This is a genomic window from Streptomyces sp. M41(2017) (genome assembly GCF_002078175.1).
Lineage (GTDB): Bacteria > Actinomycetota > Actinomycetes > Streptomycetales > Streptomycetaceae > Streptomyces.
Map to the genome: position 1 here is coordinate 1795355 of NZ_MWFK01000001.1, position 18345 is coordinate 1813699.

The 18345-nt window shown below is 70.6% G+C and carries 23 protein-coding genes; 5 read left to right on the forward strand and 18 right to left on the reverse strand.

The annotated features are described in order from the left end of the window. Positions 1-117: 117 nt before the first annotated feature. Complete coding sequence (locus B0675_RS07830; protein WP_241539726.1) at positions 118-999, reverse strand: GntR family transcriptional regulator; 882 nt, start codon at positions 997-999, stop codon at positions 118-120. A 170-nt stretch (positions 1000-1169) separates the two neighbouring features. Between B0675_RS07830 and B0675_RS07835 the strand changes: the two genes are divergently transcribed. Beyond that, positions 1170-1358: a hypothetical protein gene (locus B0675_RS07835; RefSeq protein ID WP_081221662.1), complete on the forward strand. Its 189-nt coding sequence runs from the start codon at positions 1170-1172 to the stop codon at positions 1356-1358. On the opposite strand, the gene B0675_RS07840 is transcribed toward B0675_RS07835, so the two are convergent. Together B0675_RS07840 and B0675_RS07845 are read right to left on the reverse strand one after the other, a co-directional pair. Next, positions 1349-2086 carry an HAD-IA family hydrolase gene (locus tag B0675_RS07840; protein ID WP_241539727.1) on the reverse strand — a complete coding sequence of 246 codons (738 nt, stop codon included), beginning with the start codon at positions 2084-2086 and terminating at the stop codon, positions 1349-1351. The two genes, B0675_RS07835 and B0675_RS07840, sit on opposite strands and share 10 nt — an antisense overlap. Beyond that, positions 2086-2967 (reverse strand): winged helix-turn-helix domain-containing protein, encoded by an 882-nt coding sequence (locus tag B0675_RS07845; RefSeq protein ID WP_081221663.1) that lies wholly within the window; start codon positions 2965-2967, stop codon positions 2086-2088. Before B0675_RS07845 ends, B0675_RS07840 begins: the two co-directional genes overlap by 1 nt. A 176-nt stretch (positions 2968-3143) precedes the next feature. Between B0675_RS07845 and B0675_RS07850 the strand changes: the two genes are divergently transcribed. After that, positions 3144-3332, forward strand: coding sequence for a hypothetical protein (locus B0675_RS07850; protein ID WP_081218093.1), 189 nt, complete (start codon positions 3144-3146; stop codon positions 3330-3332). A 27-nt stretch (positions 3333-3359) separates the two neighbouring features. On the opposite strand, the gene B0675_RS07855 is transcribed toward B0675_RS07850, so the two are convergent. After that, positions 3360-4268: a GntR family transcriptional regulator gene (locus B0675_RS07855; protein ID WP_081218096.1), complete on the reverse strand. Its 909-nt coding sequence runs from the start codon at positions 4266-4268 to the stop codon at positions 3360-3362. Positions 4269-4481: 213 nt separating this feature from the next. Between B0675_RS07855 and B0675_RS07860 the strand changes: the two genes are divergently transcribed. Continuing rightward, positions 4482-4667 (forward strand): hypothetical protein, encoded by a 186-nt coding sequence (locus tag B0675_RS07860; RefSeq protein ID WP_081218099.1) that lies wholly within the window; start codon positions 4482-4484, stop codon positions 4665-4667. Positions 4668-4890: 223 nt separating this feature from the next. Here B0675_RS07860 and B0675_RS07865 read toward each other — a convergent pair whose 3' ends face one another. From B0675_RS07865 to B0675_RS07875, 3 genes are all read right to left on the reverse strand, one after another. Further along, a complete protein-coding gene (locus tag B0675_RS07865) occupies positions 4891-6165 on the reverse strand; it encodes a GNAT family N-acetyltransferase (protein ID WP_081218102.1) in 1275 nt (424 codons plus the stop codon). A gap of 347 nt (positions 6166-6512) precedes the next feature. Continuing rightward, entirely contained in the window at positions 6513-7493 is a 981-nt protein-coding gene (locus B0675_RS07870; RefSeq protein ID WP_081221664.1) for an asparaginase, read from the reverse strand. Between the two features lie 218 nt (positions 7494-7711). Continuing rightward, a complete protein-coding gene (locus B0675_RS07875) occupies positions 7712-8368 on the reverse strand; it encodes a hypothetical protein (protein ID WP_081218105.1) in 657 nt (218 codons plus the stop codon). A gap of 195 nt (positions 8369-8563) precedes the next feature. On the opposite strand from B0675_RS07875, the gene dtd reads away from it, so the two are divergent. Next, the gene (gene dtd / locus B0675_RS07880; protein WP_081218107.1) at positions 8564-8989 is read left to right on the forward strand and encodes a D-aminoacyl-tRNA deacylase; all 426 of its coding nucleotides are present in this window, start codon (positions 8564-8566) and stop codon (positions 8987-8989) included. A 129-nt stretch (positions 8990-9118) separates the two neighbouring features. Here the strand turns inward: dtd and B0675_RS07885 are convergent, their stop codons facing one another. From B0675_RS07885 to B0675_RS07910, 6 genes are all read right to left on the reverse strand, one after another. Further along, positions 9119-10084 carry a folate-binding protein YgfZ gene (locus B0675_RS07885; RefSeq protein ID WP_081221665.1) on the reverse strand — a complete coding sequence of 322 codons (966 nt, stop codon included), beginning with the start codon at positions 10082-10084 and terminating at the stop codon, positions 9119-9121. Positions 10085-10174: 90 nt separating this feature from the next. Further along, positions 10175-10600: a Fur family transcriptional regulator gene (locus tag B0675_RS07890; RefSeq protein ID WP_081218109.1), complete on the reverse strand. Its 426-nt coding sequence runs from the start codon at positions 10598-10600 to the stop codon at positions 10175-10177. 77 nt (positions 10601-10677) lie between these two features. Then, a complete protein-coding gene (locus B0675_RS07895; RefSeq protein ID WP_081218111.1) occupies positions 10678-11253 on the reverse strand; it encodes an FABP family protein in 576 nt (191 codons plus the stop codon). 262 nt (positions 11254-11515) lie between these two features. Further along, entirely contained in the window at positions 11516-12517 is a 1002-nt protein-coding gene (locus B0675_RS07900) for a hypothetical protein (RefSeq protein ID WP_241539728.1), read from the reverse strand. Continuing rightward, complete coding sequence (locus tag B0675_RS07905) at positions 12514-13518, reverse strand: hypothetical protein (protein WP_241539729.1); 1005 nt, start codon at positions 13516-13518, stop codon at positions 12514-12516. Before B0675_RS07905 ends, B0675_RS07900 begins: the two co-directional genes overlap by 4 nt. Continuing rightward, on the reverse strand, positions 13515-14300 hold the full coding sequence (locus B0675_RS07910; protein ID WP_241539730.1) for a hypothetical protein: 786 nt from the start codon (positions 14298-14300) through the stop codon (positions 13515-13517). The genes B0675_RS07905 and B0675_RS07910 overlap by 4 nt, the downstream gene beginning before the upstream one ends. Before the next feature lie 157 nt (positions 14301-14457). On the opposite strand from B0675_RS07910, the gene B0675_RS07915 reads away from it, so the two are divergent. Further along, positions 14458-14820 (forward strand): DsrE family protein, encoded by a 363-nt coding sequence (locus tag B0675_RS07915; protein WP_081218116.1) that lies wholly within the window; start codon positions 14458-14460, stop codon positions 14818-14820. A 73-nt stretch (positions 14821-14893) separates the two neighbouring features. Here B0675_RS07915 and B0675_RS07920 read toward each other — a convergent pair whose 3' ends face one another. The 5 genes from B0675_RS07920 to B0675_RS07945 form a co-directional block, all read right to left on the reverse strand. Then, positions 14894-15283 carry a VOC family protein gene (locus B0675_RS07920; RefSeq protein ID WP_081218119.1) on the reverse strand — a complete coding sequence of 130 codons (390 nt, stop codon included), beginning with the start codon at positions 15281-15283 and terminating at the stop codon, positions 14894-14896. A gap of 100 nt (positions 15284-15383) precedes the next feature. Next, complete coding sequence (locus B0675_RS07925) at positions 15384-15635, reverse strand: DUF3099 domain-containing protein (protein ID WP_081218122.1); 252 nt, start codon at positions 15633-15635, stop codon at positions 15384-15386. 171 nt (positions 15636-15806) lie between these two features. Continuing rightward, a complete protein-coding gene (locus tag B0675_RS07930; protein ID WP_081218125.1) occupies positions 15807-16094 on the reverse strand; it encodes a DUF1416 domain-containing protein in 288 nt (95 codons plus the stop codon). A gap of 30 nt (positions 16095-16124) precedes the next feature. After that, positions 16125-16970: a sulfurtransferase gene (locus B0675_RS07935; RefSeq protein WP_081218126.1), complete on the reverse strand. Its 846-nt coding sequence runs from the start codon at positions 16968-16970 to the stop codon at positions 16125-16127. 493 nt (positions 16971-17463) lie between these two features. Next, positions 17464-18198: a DUF2993 domain-containing protein gene (locus B0675_RS07945; RefSeq protein ID WP_081218127.1), complete on the reverse strand. Its 735-nt coding sequence runs from the start codon at positions 18196-18198 to the stop codon at positions 17464-17466. Positions 18199-18345 lie beyond the last annotated feature (147 nt).

Here is an 18345-nt window from a genome sequence, read left to right on the forward strand (position 1 = left end):
AGGTTGCGGCAAACCCTAGCGTCACCGATGGCCTCTGGCGTGCTGGGACGGTCTCATTGGTGTAAACGCCTGCCGCGGCGGCAGGATGCGGACGGTATCGCCGCCACCGGAACTCCGTCAGACCGCGAGCAGGTTCCACACGGATTCGAACCATGCCTGGCTGTTGGTGACGAAAGCCGATCCGGTGGAGCCCGCTTCCTCGTCCTTCACGTAGTGCATGAGGCTGGCGCCGAGGCCCAGCACATCGACGGCGAGGGTCTCGCTGCCGTCGTCCAGCTCGATGAGGCGTTCGACCGGCGTATAGAGGGCCTGCAGCGCGTCGGTCCCGTTCAGCAGATACAGCTTGAACGTCGGGGTCAGCTCCACGTGGCGGATCTCCAGCTCGACGCTGGGCACCAGCTCCTCGACTTCGAGAGCCCTCAGCACGCGTCGAACAGATGCCGAGTGCCGACGTGTCAGACCGTGCAGACGGTCCCTCAGCCTGGGGTCGGCCGGATCGCCCTTGGTGCGCGGGTAAGGAACAGCCAGTTCCTCGGACGGGAGGAGCATACGTACGGTGATGCGCTGCGGGGCGATGTCCCCCGCGCGGATGCGTTCCTCCTGGACCCGGATATGGGTGTCGAGGGACTCGGACGTCAGCGTGTAGACGTCGAGGGTGACCTCCGGCTGCTCGAAGGCCTGACCGATGATCGGCCCCAGAGTCGCCGCCCAGCCCGGCTTCGCGCCGCCGGGAACGCGGGAGGGAGCGCGCCGTGGTTCCACCACCCGGGAGACCCGGGACCCGCTGCCCTGGCGCGACATGATCCATCCGTCGTTCGCCAGCTCGCGCAACGCCCTTTGCACCGTGTCGCGGGAGACCTGGAACTCGCTCGCCAGCTCACGCTGCGTCGGCAGACCGGATCCCAGCGGATAGGTTCCGTCACCGATCCTTTCGAGCAGCACGCCGGCGACCCGCATGAACTCCGTGCCGCCGCCGTCGCCGATCCGCTGTCCGCTCACTCCCCGACCGTACCTCCACCACCCGACAAGCAAACCGATTCCAGTCAAGTCACCGGTCCAACCAGCCTTTCGGTTAAGGGATCAGGCAGGCAGGGCAGACAACCCATGAGTCAACCAGTCCAATTGGACGGATAGTTGAACACTTCGGCGGAGTGGACGGGGTGGGGGACATGGTCGTTTTCCAACTGATGGGCGCTGCGGTCGAATTCGGGACGGGATACCTGGTGCAGACGCGGCTCGGGGTGGTCGGGCTGGTTCTGCTCACCTTGGCCCTGGTGGGAGTCCGGGCCCGCGAGCCGCGGCTGGCGGGCTGGGCGGCGCTGTTGTTCCTGCTGCTCTGCCTGCAGGTTCAGAGCTGACCACGCAGAATCCGCAGTACGGTCTCCAGCGAGGACACCACGTCCTCGGCTCCCGCGTCACGCAGCTCCTTCTCCTTGCGTTCGTTGCGCGCGTAGCCGAGGAAGGGGACTCCGGCGCGCTGTGCCGCCTGAAGGTCGGAGGGGGCGTCGCCGATCATGAGCGCCGCGGAGGGTGCGGCGCCCAGGGCGCTCAGGGCCCGGTTGAGGCAGTGCGGGTCCGGCTTGAGGTGGTGCAGGTCCTGGGTGCGGCCGTAGATGTTGGGGGTGAAGCACTCGGTCAGGCCGCGGTCCGCCAGGTAGTGCGAGGCGGTCTGCGGGGAGTTGTTCGTGGTGATCGCGAGGCGCGCGCCCACCGCGCTCCAGGTGCGGATCACCGGGTCGGCGTAGGCGGTCGGCCAGGCGGACACCACCGCCTTCAGCTCCTGCTGGGTGAACCGCGCCTCCAGCTCGGCCACCAGATCGCTGTGCGGACGCCGCCGGTTGACCGCGTGCAGGACCACCATCGGATCGGGGTGCACCCGCTCCTCCGCGGTCAGCAGCCCGCGCATGCCCTGCCGTTCGAGCCACTCGACCAGATCCTGGGCCACCCGCTCCGCCGAATGGCCCGCGAACAGCCGGCAGACGGGCCCGTCGAAGTCGAAGAGCACGAAGCGGGCGCGGGTGATCGCGTCCCTGAGTTTCGCCGTCCGTGTCGCCGTCGCTTCGGCCTGCGCCGTTTCAGAAGTCACTAGGAGAGTTTCAGGTCCGTGGTGATGGTTTCCCAGAGGGCGTCGAACCACTTCTGCGATTCCTCCACGAACGCCGCGTCCCGCCGGCCGGCCTGCTTCTCGAACGAGAAGAGGAGGGACCTGGCGCCGATGGTGTCGTACATCTCCAGGATCTCGCTCTCCACGGTCTCCTCACGCCGGGCGATCATGTAGTACGCGATCAGCGCCTCGGACTCGTTGAGCAGGTACAGCTTCACCGGCGGGGTGAACGGCAGCGCGCGGAAGGTCACGCGGACGTCGATGCCGTGGGAGGAGCGCAGGGACTGGAGGTTGTGCCGCAGCACCTGCCCCTGGGCGTTGCGCTGGCCCAGCCACCGCTTGTGGACGGCGTCGTCGTCCTCGCCCTGTCCGGGGACGGGTACCGGGAACGCCAGCGTGATGTCCCGGGAGGGCAGCAGGATGCGGACGTCGATGGACTGGGGGTGGAGCCTTCCGTCGTGGATCTGCCGGACGGGCTCACTGAGCGCCATCATCAGGGTCTCGGCGGTGAGGCAGGCCACGTCGACGCGTACGTGGGGCACCGAGAACGCCTCGATGAGCCGGGGGGCGAGCCCTACCATCGTCGGCTGCGGCCCGTCCCGGGTGGGAGCGACGTCGGCGATCCGCGGGGGGCTGCCCTTGCTGACGTTGCTGAGGAGGCCGTCCGTCTGGAGCAGGCCGAGGGCCTGGCGGACGGTGCCGCGTTCCACACCGAACTCGTCGGCCAGCTCGGCCTGGGTGGGCAGGCGGTCACCCGCCTTGAGCTCACCGGTCCGTATGCGCTCCCGGAGGGTGTCGGCGATCTGCTGCGGCGAGAGCCTTCTGCTGTCGTTCACGGCCACGTTCTCCTGAGTCACGACCAGACGCTTCAACTGCCCTCCATCTACGGGCAGTTGTTGGAAAGTTGTTTATGACTAGTAGCCAAGTGGGGACAACTTAACCATAGTTGGCAACCAACCTGGCCAAGTTGGCGGAAGTTTTGCCTCCCCATCGTGGCCGGTCCCCCTGCCGGCCCTCCTTCCACCGCAGGAGGAACCACATGCCCGTCATCGCCCTCCTCTCCGCCGTCTTCGTCGTCGGCTTCGAGCAGCTGGTCCAGTGGCAGTACGGTCCGTCCGGCATCGTCGGACTGCTGCTGCTCGCCATCGGGATCAAGGCCAAGAGCCCCACGTGCAGCTCCATCGGGGCGGTCGTGCTCGCCCTGATGGTCTCGGGCCCGGCTCTGTGAGCTGCGCGGTACCGCATCCGGGAGGCCTCAGCCCGAGAGCACCAGCTCGGAACTGATGGTCTCCCACAGCGCGTTGAACCACAGGTGGGACTGCTCCACGAACGTCGTGTCCCGCAGCCCCGCGCCCTGGGCGAAGGGGAAGAGCGTGGAGCGGGTGCCCTGGACGTCGTACAGCTGCAACTGCTCATGGTCGATCTCCTCCTCCCGCCGGGCGAGCGTGTAGTACGCGAAGAGCGCCTCGACGCCGTTGAGCAGGTACAGCTTCACCGGCGGGGTGAACGGCAGCGCCCGGAAGGTGACGCGGACATCGACGCCGTGCGAGGAACGCAGGGCCAACAGGTTGTGCCGCAGCACCTGCCCCTGCGCGTTGCGGTTGGCGAGCCAGTTGCGCTGGAGCCGGCTGTCGGTGCGGGCGTCGACGGGCGCCGGGAAGGCCAGGTCGATGTCACTGCTCGGAAGCAGCACCCGGACGTCCACCCTGGCCGGTTTCATGCGTCCGGCGTGAATCTGACGCAGCGGCTCCCCCATCGCCAGGGTCAGCGAGATCGACGTGAGACACAGCGCGTCGATCTCCACGTGCGGGGCGCGGAACGCGGCCGTCACCCGTGCGCCGAGTGCCACCGTGGTCGGCTGCGGCACGGCTTCCGGGCCGGTCAGAACCCTCTCGGGAGGCTCCGCGACGGTCGCCGGGCTCCCCTTGGACACGTCGACGAGCAGGTGCTCCGACTGGAGGATGCGCAGCGCCTGGCGCACCGCGCCGCGCTCGACCCCGAACTCGTCGGCCAGCCTGGCCTGGGTGGGCATGCGCTCGCCGGCCCGCAGCTGACCGGACCTGATCCGGCTGCGCAGCTCGTCGGCCACCTCGCGGTGTGACCTGGGTGGCCGTGGTGACCTCTTCCGCCCGTTGACGGCGGCATGTTCCGGCTCCACGACCAAACACTACAACTTCCCGCCATCTTTGGGCAGTTGCCGGATAGGTGGTTATGAGTCGTCCCAACATGGAGATAACTAGGAGTGAGTTGGTCGCCAACTTGCACAACATGGTCAAGCTTCCAGGGGGTTGGCCGCCTGAGCATCGCCTGCGGATCGGGTGACGGGGCGGACGGTCCTCAACGGGGTTCGCCTCCCCGTCCCGAAGGAGGGACCGTCATGCCGCTCATCGCCCTCGCCGTCGCCGCCCTCGCCATCGGATTCGAGCAGCTCATCCAGTGGAAATACGGGCCGATGGGCATCATCGCGTTCGTCGCACTGTCCGTCGGCCTCAAGGCCAAGAACACCATGATCAGCGGCATCGGGGCGGTGATCCTCGTGATGCTGCTCGCCCAGTCCGGCTGACCGGACGCGCGTCGTCCGCCAGCCCGGCCGACCGGTCTCCCCTCCGGAGGGGAGCCGGGAGCCCGGTCGGTCCGCACCACCGCACCACCGGAAAACAACCACAACTGAATCGCTACGGATCAAGAGACAGGGATCGGCGACCCGTGATCAGAGATCAGAGATCACGGGAAGCGACAGCCCGGCACCCGCGTGGAAGGAGAACCGACGGACCGACAGCGGTAGTTCAGAAGATGTCCGGGCACCACGGTCGCCTGGACGTCCGCAGCAGGGCGTCGGCGACGGAGGCGGCGCCCTCTTGCCGTTCCCGGACCCGGCCGAGTGCCACGAGCCGCTCCGCGGAGTCGTCACCGAGCCAGAGAGTGGCCAGGTCGGCGACCGGCACGGTGAGTTGGGCGTCATCGGTGGTCGGGGCGCAGGTCGCGGTCCCCTCCGCGGCGACGTGCAGCCGGTAGCGGCCACCCGTCGGCCCGCTCTCGTCCGTCACCTCCAGGACGAGCGTCCCGGCGGCTCCGTACGTCCGGGCCTCCAGGGCCCGTACGACGTCCAGGATGCGCACCCACAGCCAGTCCGACTGCGTGGTGATGCGCGCGGCTCGCGGGTCCGGCAGGAAGTGGGGCACCAGGTCGTCCGGGGCGCGCCTACCCGTCTTGACCCGGGCGATCCAGTCGATCGAGCAGAGGTACCGCCACAGGGCGCGCTCCGCCGCCGGCGTCACCGCGAGCAGCCAGTTCACCGTCGCGGTGTTCTGCGGCTGGTTGGAGTCGTCCCAGTGGTCGTCGGACTCGTAGGAGACCAGGCCCTCGATCTCGCCGGACGCCGAGCGGTACGCGGCGTAGAAGGGTTCCTTCCAGGGGTCGCCGCCGAGTCGCAGGACACCGGTGTTGATCTGCCACCAGCGGTCGTCACGGTTGATGGCGCCGGGCCGGTCGCGGCGGAAGCGTTCGTGCAGTCCGGGTCCGTCGCGGCGCACGTCGTCGGCGTCCACGAGGTCGACGCGGCCGCCGTCGGCGGGGCCCGCCCAGCGGGGGTCGAGGCCCGTGCGCGCGACGTCGATGGTCCACTCGGCGGTGGTCGTGACGGGGCCGAAGCCGTAGCGGCCGTAGATCGGGTACTCGGCGGCGATGAGCGTCGCGACGACGTCGCCGCGTTCCCTGGCCGCGGCGAGGTCGGCCTCCATCATGCGGGTGAGGAGGCCGCGGCGGCGGTGCGTGGGCGAGACCGTGACGCTGGAGATCGCGTCCGCGGGGACGGTCGCGCCGCCCACCACGGTCAGCTCCTGGGGGAACGACCGGAACGTCGCCACACAGCGGTCCCCGTCGTACGCGCCCAGGGTGCGCGGCAGGACCAGTCCCGCGCCGCGCGCCTCGGTCTCCTCCTTGGACACCGCCGGCGGGCGCAGGAACCCCGTGTTCAGCGCGCGCAGCCAGTCCGGGATGTCGGGGGGTGCGAGGGGGCGGACCGTGAGGGGGGTGGGGGCGGGGGTGTCGTGCGGGGTCATGGGCCCACGCTAGGTGTCCGTCGGCGGGGTGTCGCGGGGATTTCCGTGGCCCCGGGTCCGCCGCCCGGCCCCGGGCCCCGGTCGCCGGACCGGCGCGCGCCCGGTGAGGGCTTGTCGCGCCGTTCCCCGCGCCCCTGAACACCACCCGGCGCCACCGGGGCTCCGCTCCCGGTCGACGGACCGGCGCGCGCCCGGTGGGGGCTTGTCGCGCCGTTCCCCGCGCCCCTGAACACCACCCGGCGCCACCGGGGCTCCGCCCCCGACCCCGCTCCCGGTCCTCTGACCCGCGCGCGCCCGGTGAGGGCTTGTCGCGCTGTTCCCCGCGCCCCTGATGGGCCGCATGTCCGTCAGAACGTGGCCCTGATCTCGCCCACCTCCCTGCCTCCGCCCAGCAGAGGGGCCTTGCCTATCTGCTGGAGGATCGGGGATCGCACGTTCAGGAGGGTCAGGGCTCGGGCGAGGACCGGGCCCAGGGCTCGGGTGGCGCCGTCGTCGATCTTGAAGGCGAGGGCGCGGCCGTCCGGAAGGGCGACCGCCTGGACCGCTTCGGCGCCCATCTTGGACAGCGCACCCGGGATCTCCCGCATCAGCCAGGTGTCGGGCCGCCGGGTGCCCGCGACGTACTCGGGATGGGCCCGCATGGCGTCGGCGACGCGGCGCTCCGCGGAACCGGGGGCGGCGAGGACGAAGTGGCGGAAGGCGCGGGCCAGACCGGTGAGACCGATGGCCATCAGAGGCGCCCCGCAGCCGTCCGTACCGACCGCCGCGACCGGCTCCCCCGCGGCCTCCTCCACCACCGTGTGGATCAGCTGCTGGAGCGGGTGCCCGGGGTCGAGGTACGACTCGGTGGGCCAGCCGCGCAGGACGCAGACCGCGAGCATCGCCGTGTGCTTGCCCGAGCAGTTCATGGTGACCCGGTCGCGCACGGCACCGGAGGCGAGGTAGGTCTCCGCCTCGACGGCGTCGAGCGGCAGGTCGGGCGGGCACTGGAGCTGGTCGGCAGTGAGCCCGTGCTCGACGAGCATCTTCCGCACCAGGTCGCGGTGGAAGATCTCCCCGGAGTGGCTGGCGGCGGCGAGGGCGAGGCGTTCCCCCGACAGGTCGAGGCCGGCACGCAGGACGCCCGCCGCCTGCATGGGCTTGTTCGAGGAGCGCGGGAAGACGGGCGCCGTCACGTCACCGAGCGCCAGCTCGACGGACCCGTCGGCGGCCAGCAGGACCAGGCTGCCGCGATGGTGTCCCTCGACGAACCCGGACCGTACGACCTCGGCGAGCACCGGCAAAGGAGCGGCGGGGATCCCGGCCCGGGCGGCGGACAGGGCGGACATGCCGTCGGGGGCGGAGGGATCCGCGGATATGCCGTCCGGGGCGGAGGAACCCTCGGGCGTGCGGGAGGTGGCGGGCATCGGCGGTGACCTTCCGGGACGGGACCCGCCCGGAAGGCGTCACCCGGGTCGTACCCGGACCGCGCCCTCCACCGCGGAGCGGGGCCGCCTCTCCAGGGTCGGGCGTGCCCCTCGGCCCCGGGATCGCCGGGGCCGCCGCGTCACATGAGCAGGTCGTCTACTTGTGCTTCGCCTTCACGGTACCTGCGGGCGATCTCCGCGCTGCAGTCGTCCGCGGTGCGCTGGAGCTGCTGGCGCTGCCGGGAGACCTGCTGCTCGTAGCGGACGAGACGGCCGAGACCCGCGCCCAGCTCTTCGTCCGTCCGGGCGTCCAGGTCCGACAGCTCCACCTCGGCGAGCATGTCGGCGGCGAGCGCCCGGTACTCCTCGCTGTGCGGCGTACCGACGGTCACATGGCGGGCCGAGGAGCGGTGGCGGGCCGGCGCGTCCGTGAGGATCTCCGAGAGCCGCTCGACGACGGACGGCTCCCTGGCGGGCAGGAACGGCCGGTGTCCCGGGGCCGCGGCGGGCATCCTCCGCTGTCCCCTGCGGGCGATCTCCGCGCGCAGGATGTCGATCCGCCCCTGGAGGAGCCGCCGTACGTAGCTGAGGTCGGCCTCGTCCCGCTGGGCCTCCCGGCGCAGGGTCCGCAGCTCGGGCAGCCGGAGCACGCCGAGACCGGGCCGGCCGGCGTCGGCGGGCAGCGGGCCGCTGTCGGTGCGCTGCACCGGCGGCCGGGACGCCGCCCGAGCCGTCCGTGCGCTCGTGCGGGTCAATGACACGGCTCCGGGCTGCCGCCCTGTACTCGGTGTGCTCATGTGCCTCTACCGTCCCCTCGACCGGCGCGGTCCACCCACCGGGTGCACCGCAACACCCCGCATGGTGCCACCCCCGGTGGTCGCTATGTGACCGAGTGCCCCCGATCGGCCCCAGATGGGGGGTTAGTAACCTCCGGAAATCACGCGAAGGGCCCGCAGCGCGTCACGCCGGCGGCGCACGGCATCATGGTCGGCATGCGTGCGGTGGTGCAGAGGGTGGACGGCGCGAGCGTCGTCGTGGACGGCGAGACGGTCGGCGAGATCGACGGCGAGGGGCTGTGCGTCCTGGTCGGGGTCACGCACGAGGACACCAAGGAGAAGGCGGCCCAACTCGCCCGGAAACTCTGGTCCGTCCGGATGCTGAGCGAGGAGCGGTCCTGCTCCGACATCGACGCGCCCCTGCTGGTCATCAGCCAGTTCACGCTGTACGGCGACGCCCGCAAGGGCCGCCGCCCCACCTGGAACGCCGCCGCCCCCGGCGATGTCGCCGAGCCGCTCGTCGACGAGGTCGTGGCCCAGCTCCGCGCCCTGGGCGCCACCGTGGCCACGGGCCGCTTCGGAGCGCAGATGCGGGTCTCGCTCACGAACGACGGCCCGTTCACCGTCCTCCTGGAGATGTGAGCCCGGCCCCTCCCGCTGGAAGGACCCCGCCGACCTCACCGGCCGCACAGACCTCACAGACCATGAGGTCCTGCGGGGGCCATGGCGTCCTGCGGGCCCACGCACGACCCTCCTACGGCTCGGCCACGCCTACGGCTCGACCACGACCTCCTGCGCCGCCGCCGTCGAGTCCGCCGTCAGCGGGGCGTCGAGCGGCACGTTGCGCTTCACGAGGGCGAGGGCGATCGGGCCCAGCTCGTGGTGGCGTACGGCGGTCGTGATGAAGCCGATCTTGCGGCCGTCGGGACCGTCCGCGGAGAGACGCAGCTCGGTGCCGTGCGCGGGCAGGTGGACCTCGCTGCCGTCGAGGTGCAGGAAGACCAGGCGGCGCGGGGGCTTGCCCAGGTTCTGGACGCGGGCGACGGTCTCCTGGCCGCGGTAGCAGCCCTTCTGGAGGTGCACGGCGCTGCCGATCCAGCCCAGCTCGTGCGGGATGGTGCGGTGGTCGGTCTCGAAGCCGAGGCGCGGCCGGTGCTGTTCGACGCGCAGCGCCTCGTGGGCGAGGAGTCCGGCGGCCGGGCCGGCCTTCTGCGCGTAGGACTCCAGGTCCGCGCGCGGCAGGAAGAGATCACGGCCGTACGGCGTCTCGCGGACGACGACGCCCTCGGGGACCTCGGCGATCGAACCGGCCGGGAGGTACACCACGGCGATGTCGGCCGTGCGGTCGGTGACGTCCACGCGGTAGAAGAACTTCATGGACTCCAGGTAAGCGATTAGCGCTTCCTGGGTGTCCGGTTCCGTGTGCATCCACACCGTCGTGCCGTCGTCGACGAGGTAGAGCGCGTGCTCGATGTGGCCGTTGGCGGAGAGGATCAGCGCCTCCGTGGCCTCGCCCACCGGGAGGTCGGTGACGTGCTGGGTGAGCAGCAGGTGCAGCCAGGTGAGCCGGTCGTCGCCGGTGACGGTGACGACACCGCGGTGCGAGAGGTCCACGAAGCCGAGGCCGTCGGCGAGGGCGCGCTGCTCGCGGAACAGGTCGCCGTAGTGCGCCGCGACGCCTTCGTCCACGCCTTCGGCGGGAACGGCGCCGGGCAGGGACAGGAGGGAGCTCTTCATGGACATACACACTACGACCGTGGGGTCGTCATTTTTATTTCTGCGGCCCGGCCGACCGACCACCCCGGGGGAGGAAGGACCGCTTCCCGGTCACTTCTGCCGGGCGGCGCAGTCCTTGCAGCGGCCGAAGATCGCGAAGTGCTTCATGTCCGTCTCGAAGCCGAAGCTGTCCCGGAGCTTCGCGGTGAACTCGGCGGCGACGGACACGTCGGCCTCGATGACGTTCGTGCAGTCCCGGCAGACGAGGTGGATGTGATGGTGCCGGTCGGCCAGGTGGTACGTCGGCGCGCCGTGCCCGAGGTGGGCGTGGCTGACCAGCCCGAGCTCCTCCAGGAGCTCCAGGGTCCGGTAGACGGTGGAGATGTTGACCCCCGACGCCGTCTTCCTCACTTCCACGAGGATGTCGTCGGGGGTCGCGTGCTCCAGGGTGTCCACTGCTTCGAGGACAAGCTGACGCTGCGGCGTCAGCCGGTAGCCGCGCTGCCTGAGGTCGCTCTTCCAGTCGGTGCTCACCACACTGGAAGTCTAGGACCATTCGCCGCCGAACCGACCTGACGAACGGCGGCGGCTGCCGGGGGCGGGCGGGCAGGGGCCTACTTGAAGAAGGCGATGCCGTCGTCCGGCATGTCGTCGGGCAGGTCCTTGGCCCAGCGCTCGACGTCCTCCGGGGTGACGGTCTTCTTCAGGTGACCGGACATGTAGGGGCGCAGCTCGACCTCGGGGGTCTGCTTCTCGCCGACCCACATGAGGTCGCTGTTCACATAGCCGTAGAGGCGCTTGCCACCGCTGTACGGGCCGGACGCGGCGGTGCGGGCCACGGCGTCGGTGACCAGGTCGATCTGCGGCTTCTTGTCGGCGATCTCGCCGTACCAGATCTCGACGACGCCGTCGTCACGCGTCATCACGACCTCGACCTTGCGGTCGGCGTCGACGCGCCAGAAGCCGGTCTCGGTCTCCAGCGGACGGACCTTGTTGCCCTCCGCGTCGAGCACCCAGCTGTGCGAGCGGTACTCCAGGAAGTCCCGGCCGTCGTGGCTGAAGCTGACCTCCTGCCCGAAGTTGCACTTCTCGGAGCCGGGGAAGTCGTGCACGCCGACTCCGGCCCAGTCGCCGAGGAGGAAGACAAGGGGGACCAGGTCCTTGTGGAGGTCCGACGGGATCTCGATCATGAGCTGAACAGTTCCTTGATGGGGGTCAGCGCTGGCCCTGGTACAGCTTCTTCACGGTCAGTCCGGCGAAGGCGAGCACGCCGACGCAGACCAGGACCAGAAGGGTTTCGAAGAAGATCTCCACGGGTGCTCCTCGGTGAGCGGAACGGGGTCCCCCGCCCGGCGCTGCCGCGACCGGGGACGTACACAAGGCCGGGCCCCAGCTTACGCGGCTGGGGCCCGGCGCTCTCTTTCAGGTACACCCTCCCGGGGCCACGCGGCCTCAGTCGAGCAGCTGGCTCTGCAGGACCACCGTCTGCTGGAACGGCACCGCCGCCGCCGTTCCCTTGTGGGACTGCACGACCAGGGCGATCGTGTCGCCGGCCGACAGATAGGCCTCACGGACCTGCTCGGAGCCGTACGGCTTGCTCTCCGTGTACGCGAAGCGGGTGATGTCGTCGATCTCGGACGCGGCGGGGAAGTGCTCGTCCCGCTCGGTCGTGGCGGCACCGGTGAGCGCGTACTGTGCCCCGCCGTAGTTCGCGAGCTTGGTGGAGGCGAGCTCCTCGGCGACGGCCGCGGTGTCGAACTGGAGCAGGTAGATCCGCGTACGGGTGCCGTCCGGGGTGGTCCAGCCGCGCGCCGCGATGTGCCGCACCGCGTAGTCGGTCAGCATCTGGCCGACCGTCTCGCGGTCCACCTTCTCGGCGTACTGGGACAGGAAGGTCTTGGACGAGAGCCACCCGTCGTCGCCGCGCAGAGAGGCGTCCGCCTTGGCGCCCTTGGGTGCGGGGAGCAGGAGCGCCCGCAGGTCGGCGGAGTGCACGCCGGACTTCTCCGCCCCGGCGAAGGGGCCCGGGCTGCCGGACGGCAGCGGCGGCTTCGTGATCGCCGGGTAGTCCCAGCGTCCGTCGGCCTCCGTCGCCAGACCGGGTACGTCGGTCCGCTCCATGCGCGTGATGCCGTACGCCGCGGACGCTCCGACCGCGGCGAAGACCACCGTGGCGGCGGTCCAGCGCAGCACGGCACGCAGCACCCGGCGGTCCTTCCTGACCTTGACCGGGGGTTCCTGCGGCTCGCCCACCAGGGGCGGTGCGGCGGGCGGGGGCGGCACCACGAACCCCGGCGCGGCCGGCTCCGTCGTGGCCTGCGGCAGGGGTTCCGACCGGGGCTGCGGCACGAAGGCCGACGTGGCGTCCTCGGCCGGCCTCGTGGCGTCCCCGGCCGGCCTCGTGGCGTCCTCGGCCGGCCTCGTGTCGTCGACCGGTGTCGTCTGCTCGGTCATACGGCCTCTCCCGGCTCCTGGATGCGGTCGAGCTGCGCGCGGAGCAGCTTCGCGACCCCCTTGGTGTTCATCGGCTTGGCCGCGTACGCGACGGCGTCGACCAGCACGTCCCCCTGGTAGGCGGAGCAGATCATCATGTCGAGCTTCTCCTCCTTGTCCTTGGGCGGCAGGAAGCACTTGGCGTTCTTGTGGCCTTCGATCTTCGGTCCGGAGCGGAAGATCTCCAGGGCGTCGAGGAGTCCGTTCTGGAACGTCGACATGTTCCGTACGGCCCGCTTGTCCTCGATCTGGGCGAGCTGGATGCTGACGGTGAAGGTGCCGTCGTCGGTCAGCGTGGAGCCGCTGTAGAGGTAGCTCCGCATCGCCATGCCCTTGGTGTGCTGCTTGTCGATCTGCTTCTCGATCTGCCGGCGCTGGGAGCGGGGCAGATCACGGATCGCCTCCTTGCGCAGAGCGGCGGCCTCGCCTCCGCTGAGTGCGGTGTCGGAGCCGAACCGGGCCATGTCGGGACCCCGGACGTAGCTCTCGTCGTACGGCAGGAGCATCCCGGCGAGCGGGGTCGCCGCCTTCGCCTCCCCCGTGTCCGCCTTCGCGGCCTTCGGGAATTTCCAGGACGGCGCGCCCGCGTCACGGTCGGCGTCCCGGACGGTCACCACGGTGTAGGCGCTGCCCGCGACGACGGCACCGACGAGCAGAACGGCCCCCGCGATCGCGGCGACACGGCCGCGGCGAACGCGCTTCTTGCCGGGCGCGCCTTCCGCGGGGGTCGCCTCTGCGGAGGTCGCCTCTGCGGGGGTGCCGTCCGCCGGGGTCGCCGGCTCGGGAGCGGCTTCCGGTCCGGCTGCTGCCGGGACCGGAGGCTGGGCGGCCGGAGATCCGGACGCCGGAGATTCGGACGCCGCGGGTTCGGACGCCGGAGGTTCGGTCGGGACGGCCGGCTCCGGTGCGGCCGGGGCCGGCTCGGACTCGAGGCCCTCCGGGGTGGTGGGTCGCTCACTCACAGCCGCTCCAACTGCCGCTTGGCCAGGTCCATGATCTTCGACTTCGGGATCGGCTTGGAGTCGTAGATCCAGATCTCCATGGCGATGTCACCGCGTGATGCCGAGGCCTGCGCCTTGTAGAGCGGCAGGTAGCCGGGCTTCGTCTCCGGCTTGAAGAGGTAGACCATGCCGTCGTTGGCCCCGGGAACGGGCCAGCTGCGGGTGTCCTCGACGTCCCACCAGCTCACCCGGTCCGCGGCACCGAGGCTCTCCTCCTGGCGGTACTGCACCAGACGGATCTGGGTGTTGTAGGTGCTGCCCACGGTCCAGCTGACGCCGGCGCCCCGGCGGAACTCCGACTTGATCAGGTCGCCGAACTCCCGGTCGGAGTGGTCCAGCGAGCTCGCGTAACCGGCCAGGTCCAGCCAGCCGTCCTGCTCCGGCGCCCAGTCGGGCGTCTTCGTGCCCTTCGGCCGCGACAGCAGCAGCTTGCGCAGGTCGCCGTCCGTCTTGACGCGGTGGTCATGGGCGGCGGACAGCGGCTCGGGGCCGTCGCCCTTGGCCTGGGCCACGACCGGCTGCGACAGCGGCGCCAGCTTCGTGGGCTCACGGTCGGCCTGGATGACGAATCCGGTGCACGTACCGGCGACGAGGCCGAGCACGGCGGCCGTGGCGATCAGCAGGGCCGTACGCCCCCGCCGCCGCCGTGGACGCGGCTCGGCCGGGACGTCCTCCGCGGCGGCCGGCACGGGCTCCGCCGACTGCTGCGGGCCCGGGTCGACAACCGGCGCATCCTCAGGCACGTGCGGTCTTTCCGGTGTTTCGGGTCCTTCGGGTACTTCCAAGACGTCCCCCCACAGAACGTGAAGCGTGGATTCCGTATCCGCGCGCACAGGAGACCCATGGCCCATGCATGGGGTTGCACGAAGGATGATCACGATTCGGCATACGATGACGGCCATGGCGAACAAGCTCGTGATCAAGGTGACGGCGGGGGCCGACGCCCCGGAACGCTGCTCACAGGCCTTCACCGTCGCGGCCGTGGCCGTGGCCAGTGGCGTGGAGGTGTCCCTCTGGCTGACCGGCGAGTCCGCGTGGTTCGCGCTGCCGGGCCGGGCCGCCGAGTTCGACCTGCCGCACGCCGCTCCGCTGCCCGACCTGATCGACTCGATCCTGGCGGCCGGACGCATCACCCTGTGCACCCAGTGCGCCGCCCGCCGCGACATCGGCGAGAAGGACGTCCTGGAGGGCGTACGGATCGCGGGGGCGCAGGTGTTCGTGCAGGAGGCGATGGCGGACGGGACGCAGGCGCTCGTCTACTGACGGACCGCGACCGGTAGCGGGTGACCCGAGGCCGGCCTGGAGGAACCGGGTCCCCGCGCCGGGCCCGGGCCGGTCACAGACGCGGCTTGCGGCGGACGTCCACCCACAGGCAGAAGGGGTGGCCCGCCGGGTCGAGCAGCACCCGTACGTCCTCCTGCGGCTGGAGGTCGGCGAGCCGGGCGCCCAGTTCCTCGGCGCGCTCGGTCTCCTCGGCCAGGTCGTCGACCTCGATGTCGAGGTGCAGCATCATGCGCTGGTCGCCGGGGCCCGCGGGCCACACCGGCGGCGTGTAGAGCGGCTCGGTCTCGAAGGCGAGCGCCGTCCCCTCGAAGGGCGGCCCGATGAGCACCCAGTTCGGCTCCTCGGCGCGCACCGTGTAGCCGAGCAGCCGCTGGTAGAACTCGGCGAGCTTGTGGGCGTCGGGTGCGTCCAGCACCACCGTGGACAACCTCGTACGCGACATGTGAGCCTTCCGCGCCGTTCCGGCCGGCGCCTGGGGACCGCTGCCGCTGTCCCGACAGGGCCGCCGGCCGCCGACTACTGCTGCCGTCCTGCTGCTGTCGTCATTTCTTGCCGTCCAGCTCGTCCCACCACTCGTCGGACTTCCGGTCGCCGGACGGGTCGTCCCACCATCGGTCCTCGGGGCCGCGCCGGTTGGCCGCCATCGCGGCGACCGGCGGGATGACCATGGCCACCACGCACATCGCGACGGCCGCCGGGACCGACCACAGCCGTACGACGCCCCAGGCGAGGACGAAGAGGGTGATGCACGTCCCCATCATGGCGAAGTACACGTGACGCCTGCGTGCGTACATACCTCCAGCCTAGGCCCGGACAACCCGTCCGGCGCAGTGCCCGCGGGACCGGGCGGCACACGGGCGGGCATGCCGAAGGGCCGCACCCCGATCCGGTAAGCGTCCAACCCCCGGGGGTGCGGCCCTTCGGCCGTTCGGTCCGGCCGCCGTCGGGGACGGCGGCCGGCTTGCTCAGACGGCGATCGCGATCTCGGCGAGGCCGCCGGTCTGCGCGACGACCGTGCGGTCGGCGGTGCCACCGGGGACCAGCGCCCGGACGGTCCAGGTGCCCTCGGCCGCGTAGAAGCGGAACTGGCCCGTGGCGGAGGTCGGGACCTCCGCGGTGAACTCGCCGGTCGAGTCCAGGAGACGGACGTAGCCCGTCACCGGCTCGCCGTCGCGGGTCACCTGGCCCTGGATCGTCGTCTCACCGGGCTTGATCGTCGAGGCGTCGGGGCCGCCGGCCTTCGCTCCACACATATGTCAGTTCCGTCCTTCAGGCCTTGAGGGTTACTTGTTGGCGCCGAGCTCGATCGGCACGCCGACGAGGGAGCCGTACTCGGTCCAGGAGCCGTCGTAGTTCTTGACGTTCTGGACACCGAGGAGCTCGTGCAGCACGAACCAGGTGAGCGCGGAACGCTCACCGATGCGGCAGTACGCGATGGTGTCCTTGGCGAGGTCGACCTGCTCGTCGGCGTAGAGCTCCTTGAGCTCGTCGTCCGACTTGAAGGTGCCGTCGTCGTTGGCGTTCTTCGACCACGGGATGTTGCGGGCGCTCGGGACGTGGCCCGGACGCTGGGACTGCTCCTGCGGCAGGTGCGCCGGCGCGAGCAGCTTGCCGCTGAACTCGTCGGGCGAGCGGACGTCGACCAGGTTCTGCGCACCGATCGCGGCGACGACGTCGTCACGGAAGGCGCGGATCGAGGTGTCCTGCGGCTTGGCCTTGTAGGCGGTCGCGGCGCGCTCGGGGACGTGCGAGCCGTCGACCAGGTCGCGGGAGTCGAGCTCCCACTTCTTGCGGCCGCCGTCGAGGAGCTTCACGTTCTCGTGGCCGTAGAGCTTGAAGTACCAGTAGGCGTACGACGCGAACCAGTTGTTGTTGCCGCCGTAGAGCACGACGAGCGTGTCGTTGCCGATGCCCTTCGACGAGAGGAGCTTCTCGAAGCCCTCCTGGTCGATGAAGTCACGGCGGACCGGGTCCTGGAGGTCCTTGGTCCAGTCGATCCGGATGGCGTTCTTGATGTGGTTCTTCTCGTACGCCGAGGTGTCCTCGTCGACCTCGACGACGGCGACGTTCGGGTCGTCCAGGTGGTCCTGGACCCAGTCGGCGTCTACCAGGACGTCCGTGCGGCTCATGCTCGTTCTCCTCCGGGGCAGTTACGGCGGGGTGATGCGATGGAGAGGGGTGCGCGTGGGTGCCGGCCGATCGGGCCGCACGGCGCAAGGGTGGCCCTGACGAGAGAGGTCCAAGGGCCCGGCGCGCGGAAGTCGACGCTTCCGCTCAGAAGGTGCGACAGAGCATGGCGGCGACGCGGCACAGGTCTACTGCCCGCCGCTTCGTGAGATCCGCCTGTCGCTTCATGCGTCCGATCGTAGGGACGGACAGGCGGGCATGTCACCGGCGTGTCGCATGCTGAGACGCGATCGTCCGTACTGTGATACGAACATGCCGTCGGGGCGCTCGCCGCACGGGTCGTGGCCTTCGGGGCGCTCTTCCTGCCGAGAACGCATCTGCGGTGCGGACAGGACCGTCTCGCCTTTCGGACAGGGCCCCTCCGGACAGCACGTATCCCGGCGGGAACCGGGCCCCGACGACCAGGAACGCCCGGCTCGCCCCGCCGTCTCCGACCTACCCGACGAGGCTGACGTCCGAACCCTTCACCGTGATGTCGACGCCGTCCGGGGCCGCCTCGACCTTGTCGAGCTTGATGCCGCCGGGCAGCTTCTGGATCTTCTGTTCGAAGTCGGTGACCGACCGGATCGGGCCCTCGACGAGCTGGATGCCACCGATCTTGGGCAGGGAGTCGGCGTGCACCTTCACGGTGTCCCCGGAGACGGTGACGGAGCTGAGCACCGAGACCGGGGGCAGGTCGCGGCCGAGGAGCTTCGAGGAGAGGGTCACCTTGATCTTGCCCTCGCCACCGTCGGAGAGGCCCGTGATCCGGGCGGTGAGGCCGGGCGCGACGTCCCCCGGCTCCGACCCCGCGGCCTTCAGCAGCTCGTCGTAGGCGATCGTCGCGGTGCCGGTGGCCCGGGCGGCGGTGGCGGAGCTGAAGTCGCCGGAGAAGGCCACGCCGTGCATCTCGGCGCGCAGGTCGTCGATCCGGACGGTGCCGGCGGAGGTGCCCGTCGACGCCTCGTAGTCCTTGATGCCGATCTTCACGTCGTCCAGCTCACCGCCGACGACCTGGGTGAGGAACGGGAAGCCCTCGATGGACACGTCGGGGGTGTTCGCGAGGCCCTCCGTGCTCTTGATGCGATCGGCCGCCTGGTCCTCCGCGAAGTTGACCGCGACCCGGTCGGCGATCACGAACAGCCCGCCGAGGACGATGACCAGGATCAGGAATATTCGCAGTGCGCGCATGCTCGGTGTTCCCCACGTCGGACGGCCCCGTCTGGTCGGCCTGGTTGCCGCCGAACGCGAGCCTAACCATGAAGGGCCCCCGGTCCGGGGGCCCTTCATGGTGGTTGTCGATCAGCTGTGACGATTCGGAACGGCAGGTCGACCGGA

Coding starts and splice junctions, on each gene's coding strand:
- B0675_RS07835 (WP_081221662.1), top strand. CDS start 1,170: ATGGTCGTTTTCCAACTGATGGGCGCTGCGGTCGAATTCGGGACGGGA.
- B0675_RS07850 (WP_081218093.1), top strand. CDS start 3,144: ATGCCCGTCATCGCCCTCCTCTCCGCCGTCTTCGTCGTCGGCTTCGAG.
- B0675_RS07860 (WP_081218099.1), top strand. CDS start 4,482: ATGCCGCTCATCGCCCTCGCCGTCGCCGCCCTCGCCATCGGATTCGAG.
- B0675_RS07865 (WP_081218102.1), bottom strand. CDS start 6,165: ATGACCCCGCACGACACCCCCGCCCCCACCCCCCTCACGGTCCGCCCC.
- B0675_RS07870 (WP_081221664.1), bottom strand. CDS start 7,493: ATGTCCGCCCTGTCCGCCGCCCGGGCCGGGATCCCCGCCGCTCCTTTG.
- B0675_RS07875 (WP_081218105.1), bottom strand. CDS start 8,368: ATGAGCACACCGAGTACAGGGCGGCAGCCCGGAGCCGTGTCATTGACC.
- dtd (WP_081218107.1), top strand. CDS start 8,564: ATGCGTGCGGTGGTGCAGAGGGTGGACGGCGCGAGCGTCGTCGTGGAC.
- B0675_RS07885 (WP_081221665.1), bottom strand. CDS start 10,084: ATGAAGAGCTCCCTCCTGTCCCTGCCCGGCGCCGTTCCCGCCGAAGGC.
- B0675_RS07895 (WP_081218111.1), bottom strand. CDS start 11,253: ATGATCGAGATCCCGTCGGACCTCCACAAGGACCTGGTCCCCCTTGTC.
- B0675_RS07900 (WP_241539728.1), bottom strand. CDS start 12,517: ATGACCGAGCAGACGACACCGGTCGACGACACGAGGCCGGCCGAGGAC.
- B0675_RS07915 (WP_081218116.1), top strand. CDS start 14,458: ATGGCGAACAAGCTCGTGATCAAGGTGACGGCGGGGGCCGACGCCCCG.
- B0675_RS07920 (WP_081218119.1), bottom strand. CDS start 15,283: ATGTCGCGTACGAGGTTGTCCACGGTGGTGCTGGACGCACCCGACGCC.
- B0675_RS07925 (WP_081218122.1), bottom strand. CDS start 15,635: ATGTACGCACGCAGGCGTCACGTGTACTTCGCCATGATGGGGACGTGC.
- B0675_RS07930 (WP_081218125.1), bottom strand. CDS start 16,094: ATGTGTGGAGCGAAGGCCGGCGGCCCCGACGCCTCGACGATCAAGCCC.
- B0675_RS07935 (WP_081218126.1), bottom strand. CDS start 16,970: ATGAGCCGCACGGACGTCCTGGTAGACGCCGACTGGGTCCAGGACCAC.
- B0675_RS07945 (WP_081218127.1), bottom strand. CDS start 18,198: ATGCGCGCACTGCGAATATTCCTGATCCTGGTCATCGTCCTCGGCGGG.